At 47.4% G+C, this 1,640-nt stretch carries 3 protein-coding genes; 1 reads left to right on the plus strand and 2 read right to left on the minus strand.

Annotation, left to right across the window (positions count from 1 at the left end; all coding sequences use genetic code 11):
• Window positions 1-25: 25 nt before the first annotated feature.
• Window positions 26-988 (minus strand): phage integrase, encoded by a 963-nt coding sequence (locus tag B5D35_RS22925; protein ID WP_078754721.1) that lies wholly within the window; start codon window positions 986-988, stop codon window positions 26-28.
• Window positions 989-1,030: 42 nt separating this feature from the next.
• Window positions 1,031-1,321: a helix-turn-helix domain-containing protein gene (locus tag B5D35_RS22930; protein WP_078754722.1), complete on the minus strand. Its 291-nt coding sequence runs from the start codon at window positions 1,319-1,321 to the stop codon at window positions 1,031-1,033.
• A gap of 119 nt (window positions 1,322-1,440) precedes the next feature.
• Here B5D35_RS22930 and B5D35_RS24450 point away from each other — a divergent pair.
• The coding region (locus tag B5D35_RS24450) for a hypothetical protein (RefSeq protein ID WP_170915261.1) at window positions 1,441-1,640 on the plus strand (200 nt) is incomplete at its 3' end.

Below are 1,640 nucleotides of genomic sequence, written 5' to 3' on the forward strand. Positions count from 1 at the left end.
CATATGGGGTTGAGTTAGCTATCTCTCAATTCGCGGGGTTTTCCAATGGGTTTAGCCTGACCGCATCATTCAGATAATCAGGGGCTAAATGCGCATAACGCATCGTCGTTGTGATTGTGGAGTGCCCCAAGATATCTTTTAAGACAATGATGTTTCCGCCATTCATGACAAAATGACTGGCGAAGGAGTGTCGGAGAACGTGGGTTAACTGCCCTTCGGGAAGATAAATACCTGCATGAGCGACCGCCTTTCGAAAAGCACCGAGACAGCCGATAAACAAACGTTCATCCCCGCTTTTCTCTAAGCCGGAAAGCGCAGTCATTAACGACTCACTGATAGGAACGCTACGTTTTTTCCGTCCGCCTTTGGTATCAAGAAATGTCACTTGTCCGTTTTTGAGTTGTGACGCTTTCAGGTTTTCCGCCTCTCCCCACCTTGCTCCTGTCGCTAGGCACACTTTAATCACAAGTTCCAGTGAGGAGTTAGACGACTTTTTACTGTTCGCAAGCAGTTGCTGAATTTCCGAGCCACTGAGAAAACGCAAATCATGCTCTTTCTCCTTGAACTGGCGAATATGCGTCAAGGGATTTTCGTAGTTAATCACCCCAAGGCGGCGCAGCTCATTGAACACCGCCCGCATGTACGCATGCTCTCGGTTCAACGTCCCCACTGACACTTCATTCGCCCGCTCTTGACGGTAATGCGCAAAAACATCACTCGTAAATTGTGTCGCTATCGGATTATTGACGCGCTCCGCCATTCGATAAAGCAGCTTGTAACGGCGCAACCCATCTTTTAACGCTTTACCATGCAACTTGTGCCACAAATCAATCAGTTCAGACAATCGACGATTATCAAAAGAGGCTTTGATTTTACGTTGCAGTGCCACTTTGTTTTCGTAGGCCAACGCGTCCATTTTCAGGTTGAACTCGTGCGACGCATCAAGCGTCGTCACCCACAAGCCCTCGACAGTTTGCACAATCGCCATGACACCCCATCTCCCAATCGTAAAACTGTATCTGTAGGGTGTTTATGCTCTCTTTGCATCCTGTGGCACGTCTAGCCCGCACTTCTCTTGAGTTGAGTAAGCCGGGCAAATCTGTCCCGACTCGTAGGCAGTTTTGCCTGTAACGAGCCAAAGCGTGTACTTAAATATCCGAGAATTACTAGTGATCTTGCTTAAATTTTCTTCATTAAGTGTTCTTTTTCCTTGTTCATAATTCTGAATAGTTCCAGTTGGAATATCAGTGAGTTGTGAAAATTCAGACTGACTCAAACCTTCCTCTAAGCGTATTGCTTTCAATCTTTTCCCGTAGTCCATGCTTGACCCCTATCGGTCTTTCGATCTACATTAAGCTATCGGTCGAAAGACCTACAATGTATTACCCAGATATTGCGCCCTTACTGCGCAACTCCCCAGTGTACCACGGAGTGTCTTTTATGAAGGTTGAATTCGATATCACCGATGTGGGCGCACTCATTGAGTCCCCCGTTGGCATGATGCATGTGAGCAAAGCCGCCGACATCATGGGGATTGATGAAGATTTGCTTCGCAGCATGTGCAGCGCAGCAATCATTCCCGCCGTGCGTCGAGAGAACGACCAAAACAACTTGTTCATTAACTGCCGTCAGCTCAACCG

This window comes from Enterovibrio nigricans DSM 22720 (genome assembly GCF_900167155.1).
Taxonomy (GTDB): domain Bacteria; phylum Pseudomonadota; class Gammaproteobacteria; order Enterobacterales; family Vibrionaceae; genus Enterovibrio; species Enterovibrio nigricans.

What these genes read in the sequence shown, in the direction of transcription:
- B5D35_RS22925 (WP_078754721.1), bottom strand. Translation starts at nt 988, where the DNA reads ATGGCGATTGTGCAAACTGTCGAGGGCTTGTGGGTGACGACGCTTGAT.
- B5D35_RS22930 (WP_078754722.1), bottom strand. Translation starts at nt 1,321, where the DNA reads ATGGACTACGGGAAAAGATTGAAAGCAATACGCTTAGAGGAAGGTTTG.